This window comes from Segeticoccus rhizosphaerae (genome assembly GCF_009192725.1).
Classification (GTDB): domain Bacteria; phylum Actinomycetota; class Actinomycetes; order Actinomycetales; family Dermatophilaceae; genus Segeticoccus; species Segeticoccus rhizosphaerae.
Map to the genome: position 1 here is coordinate 1 of NZ_VOHR01000221.1, position 6,383 is coordinate 6,383.

At 70.1% G+C, this 6,383-nt stretch carries 7 protein-coding genes; 6 read left to right on the forward strand and 1 reads right to left on the reverse strand.

The window, feature by feature from the left end; translation table 11 throughout:
• Positions 1-142 precede the first annotated feature (142 nt).
• The gene (locus FRW57_RS15420; protein ID WP_137119493.1) at positions 143-1,102 is read right to left on the reverse strand and encodes an ABC transporter ATP-binding protein; all 960 of its coding nucleotides are present in this window, start codon (positions 1,100-1,102) and stop codon (positions 143-145) included.
• A gap of 91 nt (positions 1,103-1,193) precedes the next feature.
• On the opposite strand from FRW57_RS15420, the gene FRW57_RS15425 reads away from it, so the two are divergent.
• The 6 genes from FRW57_RS15425 to FRW57_RS15450 form a co-directional block, all read left to right on the forward strand.
• Entirely contained in the window at positions 1,194-1,703 is a 510-nt protein-coding gene (locus FRW57_RS15425) for a GbsR/MarR family transcriptional regulator (protein ID WP_137119494.1), read from the forward strand.
• A 67-nt stretch (positions 1,704-1,770) separates the two neighbouring features.
• Positions 1,771-2,994, forward strand: coding sequence for an ATP-grasp domain-containing protein (locus tag FRW57_RS15430; protein ID WP_152186411.1), 1,224 nt, complete (start codon positions 1,771-1,773; stop codon positions 2,992-2,994).
• Entirely contained in the window at positions 2,991-3,962 is a 972-nt protein-coding gene (locus tag FRW57_RS15435) for a type 1 glutamine amidotransferase family protein (RefSeq protein WP_137119496.1), read from the forward strand. Before FRW57_RS15430 ends, FRW57_RS15435 begins: the two co-directional genes overlap by 4 nt.
• 67 nt (positions 3,963-4,029) lie before the next feature.
• Complete coding sequence (locus tag FRW57_RS15440) at positions 4,030-5,232, forward strand: alpha/beta hydrolase-fold protein (RefSeq protein ID WP_152186412.1); 1,203 nt, start codon at positions 4,030-4,032, stop codon at positions 5,230-5,232.
• A 51-nt stretch (positions 5,233-5,283) separates the two neighbouring features.
• Entirely contained in the window at positions 5,284-6,003 is a 720-nt protein-coding gene (locus FRW57_RS15445) for an esterase family protein (RefSeq protein WP_137119498.1), read from the forward strand.
• Between the two features lie 191 nt (positions 6,004-6,194).
• The coding region (locus tag FRW57_RS15450; RefSeq protein WP_203230351.1) for a hypothetical protein at positions 6,195-6,383 on the forward strand (189 nt) is incomplete at its 3' end.

The window sequence follows — 6,383 nt, forward strand, 5'->3', positions numbered from 1 at the left end:
GAGAGGCCCGGCGCCGCGCCGTCACCTGACTCATGTCGGGGTCCTGGCGAAGTATCGGAGCGGAGCGGAGAACTTCGTGGGGTGACTCATGTCGGGGTCCCCGCGAAGTATCGGAGCGGAGCGGAGAACTTCGTGGGGTGACTCATGTCGGGGTCTGTGCCGAAGCAGCCGTCAGGTCGGTGGCGTAGTGCCGCAGGAAGAGCTCCTCCAGGGTCGGCGGCGAGCTAGTCAACGTCTCCACCCCGACGGCAGTGAGCCGGCGCAGCAGGTCGTCCAGCCACGTGGTGTCGACGTCGCAGACCAGACGGGAGCCGTCGACGACCAGGTCGTGCACGCCCGGGACGCTCGCGAGGTCATCGGGGACGGGTCCGCGCAGAGTCGTCTCCACCCGGGTCCGGGTGAGGTGCCGCAGCTCGGCCAGGGTGCCGGCCTCGACCACGTGACCGTCCTTGATGATGCTCACCCGATCGCACAGCGCCTCGACCTCGGAGAGGATGTGGCTCGAGAGCAGCACCGTCCGGCCGCGGGCGCGCTCGGCCTGGATGCAGTCCTCGAACACCTTCTCCATCAGCGGATCCAGCCCCGAGGTCGGTTCGTCGAGGATGAGCAGCTCGACATCGGACGCGAGGGCTGCCACGAGCGCCACCTTCTGCCGGTTGCCCTTGGAGTAGGTGCGGCCCTTCTTGGTCGGGTCGAGCTCGAAACGTTCGAGCAGGTCGGCCCGGCGGGTCTCGTCCAGCCCGCCGCGCAGCCGCCCTAGCAGGTCGATGACCTCGCCGCCGGACAGGTTCGGCCAGAGGTTGACGTCGCCGGGGACGTAGGCGAGCCGGCGGTGCAGGGCGGCGGCCTCACGCCACGGATCCCCGTCGAGCAGCCGGACGGTGCCGGAGTCGGTACGCAGCAGGCCGAGCAGGACCCGGATGGTGGTGGACTTGCCGGCGCCGTTGGGGCCGAGGAAGCCGTGGACCTCGCCCGTCGCGACCTCGAGGTCGAGGTCGTCGAGGGCTCGGGTGGCCCCGAACGTCTTGGAGAGGCCCGAGACCTCGATGGCGGCCGTGCCCGTCGCCGGGGCGACGGCCGCGCTGGCTGTTGCGGTCCTCATGGACAGGACGCTACTCTAATTTCAGGAAGTTGTGAACTTTGAAAAACTACCGAAGTTTGCGACAGTCGTGAAGGCACGAGAGGATGCCGTCGTGACCCGACGAGACCAGCACGAGGCCCGGGCAGCGGTCATCGAGCGTGTCAGCGGGGAGCTGGTCGCGGCCGGGATGCAGCGGATGGCGGCCCGCGCCTTCGTCGCGGTGCTCACCAGCGACGACGCCCGGATGACGGCCGCGGAGGTCGGCGAGGTGCTCCAGGCCAGCCCCGCCGCGGTCTCGGGGGCAATGCGCTATCTCGAGCAGGTGGACATGATCCGGCGGTCCCGCGAGCCCGGGTCGCGGCGCGATGTCTTCTCGCTCGGCGACGACGTCTGGTACGAAGCGCTGGGGCACAAGGACGGCGTCATCGACGGTTGGCAACGCGCCATGGCCGAGGGCGCCTCGACCCTCGGGCTGGACACCGCGGCGGGGCGCCGGCTCGACGAGACGCGTGAGTTCTTCGCCTTCGTGGGCAAGGAGATGCCGATCCTGCTCGAACGTTGGCGGGCCCACCGGGCCACGCTGCCGGGCCATGGTGACAACGCGGGCGGCGACAGCACCTGACGGCTGGGCCCGACTCCATGCGGCGTTCGTGCAGGCCCCGGAGCGCAGGCATCAGTAGGCTCGGCCCGTGAACATCATCTTCGTCGAACCGCACTTCCCGAGCAACCAGCGCGAGTTCGTGCGAGCGCTCGCTGCCGTCGGCGCCAACGTCATCGGCATCGGCGAGACGCCGGGCGACTACCTCGACGACGAGCTGCGCGGGTGGATGTCGCGCTACCACCAGATCGGCTCGGTCACCGACGTCGCCGCGCTCACCGACGCGGTGCGCTGGATCCAGGACCAGGTCTGGGTGGATGCCCTCGAGGCGACGATCGAGGCGCACACCATGGCCGCCGCGCAGGCGAGGGAGGCGACCGGCATACCGGGCACGTCGGTGCACACCACCTGGCTGTGCCGCGACAAGCCGTCGATGAAGCAGGCGCTGCGCGAGGCGGGGGTGCCGACCGCCGCCTCGACCGGCGCCGACTCGGCCGACGAGGTCAAGGACTTCGCCGCGCGGGTGGGTTACCCCCTCATCCTGAAGCCGCGGGCCGGCGCCGGCGCCGCAGGAACCACTCGCGTGGACAACGACACCGACCTCGATGCGGCGCTCGCGAGGTATGGCGCGGAGGGCACCGGATCGATCGCGGTCGAGGAGTTCATCGAGGGCCACGAGGGCTTCTACGACACCATCGCCGTCGGCGGCCACGTCGAGATGGACTTCGCCTGCCACTACTACCCGGGCGTCCTCGAGGCGATGCGCACCCGCTGGATCTCACCGATGTTCGTCAGCACCAACCGGATCGACGAGGCCGAGGGTTACGGCGCCGTGCGTGAGATGGGCGCGCGAGTGATCGAGGCGCTCGGGATCGGCACGTCGGCCACGCACATGGAGTGGTTCGCGAGCCCCAAGGGGCTGCGGTTCTCCGAGATCGGCGCCCGGCCCCCCGGTGTGGGTTGCTGGGACCTCTACTCCGCGGGCAACGACATCGACATCTACCGCTCCTGGGCGAACGCCATCGTGCACGGGCACACCGGTGACGCGCCCTCGCGGCGCTACTCCAGCGGCATCATCGCGCTGCGCCCCGACCGGGACGGCCAGATCGGCGGCTACTCCGGGCTCGACGAGATCCAGGGCCGCTACGGCCAGTGGGTCATCGACTCGCACCTCCCGGACCCGGGCACGCCGACCCAGCCGGTCGAGGCGGGATACATGGCCAACGCGTGGGTGCGCATGCGCCACCCCGACTACGACGTGCTTCGCGGGATGCTCGACGACGTGGGCAAGACCGTGCACGTCTACGCCAGATGACCGAGCACGACCAGCCCGGCACACCCGGTGAGACCCTGCGCGGATCGGTCACCCTGCTCGGGCCGCAGCGCCGCCCGCGGTTGTCAGCCGTGGTGGACCAGCTCGGCCTCGAGGGACCCTTCGCGACGATCAACGCCGGCTGGCAGGAGCGCGAGTCCGACGACGACGAGCTCGACCGTCAGCTCGGGGGACGCAGCCGCAACCTGACCCTGTGGACTCGGTGGCAGGACGTGCTCGAACGCGACCCGGAGTATGCCGCGGCCGCACGTCAGCACCGCGACGTCCTGCAGGAGACCCAGGACCTCTACCTGCTGGGACTCGACCACGCCCTGCAGGCCGTGCTGGATCTCGACCGGCAGCCGATCCGATCGGAGCAGGTGCGCGAGGCGGCCGTCGCCGAGGCGGAGTGGGTGCTGCGCAAGATCGACGAACGACACCTCGACAAGGTGCGGGCGATCCATGCCGACTTCTACGCCCGCCACCCGCCGCACGAACGCGCTGCGATCGTCGAGCACCGCGCCGCCGTCGCCGGGATGCTCGCGGACGCGGGAGCCCTCGTCCTCACCGGTGGCCACGTGGGAGTGCTGCTCGAGGTGCTGCACCTGTTCAACGTCGGAGCCGAGGTCGATGAGCTGCCGGTGCTGGCTTGGTCTGCCGGTGCCATGGCCCTCACCGACCGGGTGGTCCTCTTCCACGACCGGGTGGCACACGGCCCGACCTCCGCCGAGGTCTACGACGCCGGCATCGGGCTGGTGCCCGGGATCGTGCCGCTGCCGCACGCTCGCCGCCGGCTGCACACCGAGGACGCCGCCCGGATGGCCATCCTGGCCAGGCGGTTCGCCCCCTCCACGTGTCTCCTGCTCGACGACGGTGCCCGCGTCGACCTCGGTCCCGACGGTGAGCTGCCCGCCGACGCGACGGTCTTCGACCGCCAGGGATCGATCGTGGCGAAGGGAGATCTGGTATGAGCGGCGACGACCAGCGGCGAGGATGGAGCGAAGTGGCCCCAGCCGCCGAGGAGCGCGAGGTTCGGACATGAGCATCACCGTGCCCAACCCGGCCGACCGCACCCCCCGGGTGCCGGTGCGCGACAAGCTGGCGATCAACCGTCTGCGGCACCGTCCTTCCCTCGACGAAGCCGCCGTCGACCGGTTCCTCGCCGAGCACCAGGTGCCCGTCATCGAGGGCCCGCACTGCACCTTCCTCTACCGTGACCAGGCTGGAGACACCGACGAGGTGCACGTGCGGCACCGCATCGTCGGGCAGCCGCAACGGGTGCCGATGCGGCGGATCGAGGGCACCAGCCTCTGGTACGTCGGGATCGAGCTACCCGAGGGGTCGCGCGTCGAATACCAGCTCGAGGTCCGACGGGGCGAGGCGGTCGAGCAGATCAACGACCCGCTCAACCCCAACGTGGCCCACAGCCCGGTGGGCTCGAGCTCGGTCTGCCAGGCCCATGGTTACGTCACCCCGGAGTGGACCCGGCACGACCCGGACGCCCGCGAGGGCGAGCTGATCGACTTCACGATCCCGAGCAAGGCGCTGCGGCGGCAGGTGACGTGCACGGCATACCTGCCGGCCCGCTACCGGCACACGGCTCGCTATCCCGTGCTGATCGTCCACGACGGCCACGACTACCTGAACTTCGCGTCGATGAAGACGGTGCTGGACAACCTGATCCACCGACTCGACCTCGCCGAGACCGTGGTCGTCTTCTCCGACCCGGGCGATCGGCTTCGGGAGTATGCGAACTCGGCCGCGCACGCCCGGCACCTCGCGACCGAGCTGCTGCCCCACCTGGAGGCCGAGCTGCCCCTGATCGGGACCCCCCCGGGCCGGGCGCTGATGGGCTCGAGCTTCGGTGCGGTGGCGTCGCTGACGACCGCCTACCGATACCCGGAGACCTTCGGATCGCTTCTGCTGCAGTCCGGTTCGTTCGTCTTCACCGACATCGGCACCGACCACGGCGGCGGTCCGGCGTTCGACCCGGTGGTGAAGTTCATGAACCGCTACCGCGCCCGGCCGCGCCGCGTCGCCGACCGGATCTTCATGTCCTGTGGCATCTACGAACCGCTGATCACGCCCAACCGCTCCATGGTCCCCGTCTTCGAGCAGGCCGGGATGACGGTGCGATACGTCGAGGCCCGCGACGGCCACAGCTGGGAGGACTGGCGCGACCGGCTGCGGGACGGGTTGTCGTGGGTCTACCCCGGACCGCAGAAGTTCGTCTACGAGTAGCCCGCGGCGCGGTGGGGCCCGCACCGCACGTATCTGGTGTATGAGTGGGGGATGAAGGCCACCGAGCACTGGCACTCACCGCGGCTCGACCGTGACATCGCGATGGCCCGATGGGGCACGTTCGGCATCCCGGTGCTGGTCTTCCCGACCGCCGGCGGCGATGCCGAGGAGGTCGAGCGGATGGGCGTGGTCGGCGCGTGCATGGAACTGATCGACGCCGGCCGGATCAAGCTCTATTCGGTGGACAGCCTCGCCGGGCGGCTGATGCTGACCAAGGAGGGCAGCCCGGCCTACCGGGCGAAGTTCCTCAGCCTGTTCCACGAGTGCGTCCGTGAGGAGGTCGTGCCGGCCATCCACGCCGACTGCCACGGTGGGCAGCCGATCATCGCGGCAGGCGCGTCGATCGGGGCCTTCAACGCCGTGGCGATGCTGTGCCGCTACCCGGACGTGTTCACCCGCGCGATCGGCATGAGCGGCACCTACCGGATCGAGCAGTTCTACCCCGAGTGGTCCTACGACCTCTACTTCTCCTCGCCGCTTCAGTTCCTGCCCGGCCTGGGCGGGGGGACGCTCACCCAGCTGCGCCAGCGGATGATCATCCTCGCGTCGGGCGAAGGTGAGTGGGAGGACGTCGGCGAGTCCTGGGCGATGGCCGGTGCCTTGGGCGACAAGGGGATCCCCAACCGCGTCGACAACTGGGGCCCGGACTGGAAGCACGACTGGGAGACGTGGCGGGCCATGCTGCCGCAATACCTCGCCGAGCTCACCTGAGGTCGGGCACGACCGACCGAGGACCTCCACCGCCACCCGGTGGGCAAAACGGCACAGCATACGTGGTATGGCAAGCAGGCGCGCCGTAAACGGCGAAAATAGTTCACGCTTCGGCCTATCCCTGCGCGCTACGCGCTGCTAGCCTCCCTCGGGTTGCCTCGGGGCCGGACTACACGCGGAAGAGCAGATACGTGAAGAAGCAGAGCAGACGACTCGGACTGGCGACCGTGGGGGCCATGTTCACCGGAGCAGCCTTCGGTGCACCCGCTGCCACCGCGGCACCGACCCCCGCCGCCGCTCCCACCCCGAATGCGGCACCGGTGGCCGCCGCCGCGCACGTGGCCACGGCGGTCCACATCGCCACGGCGGTGCCGACGACG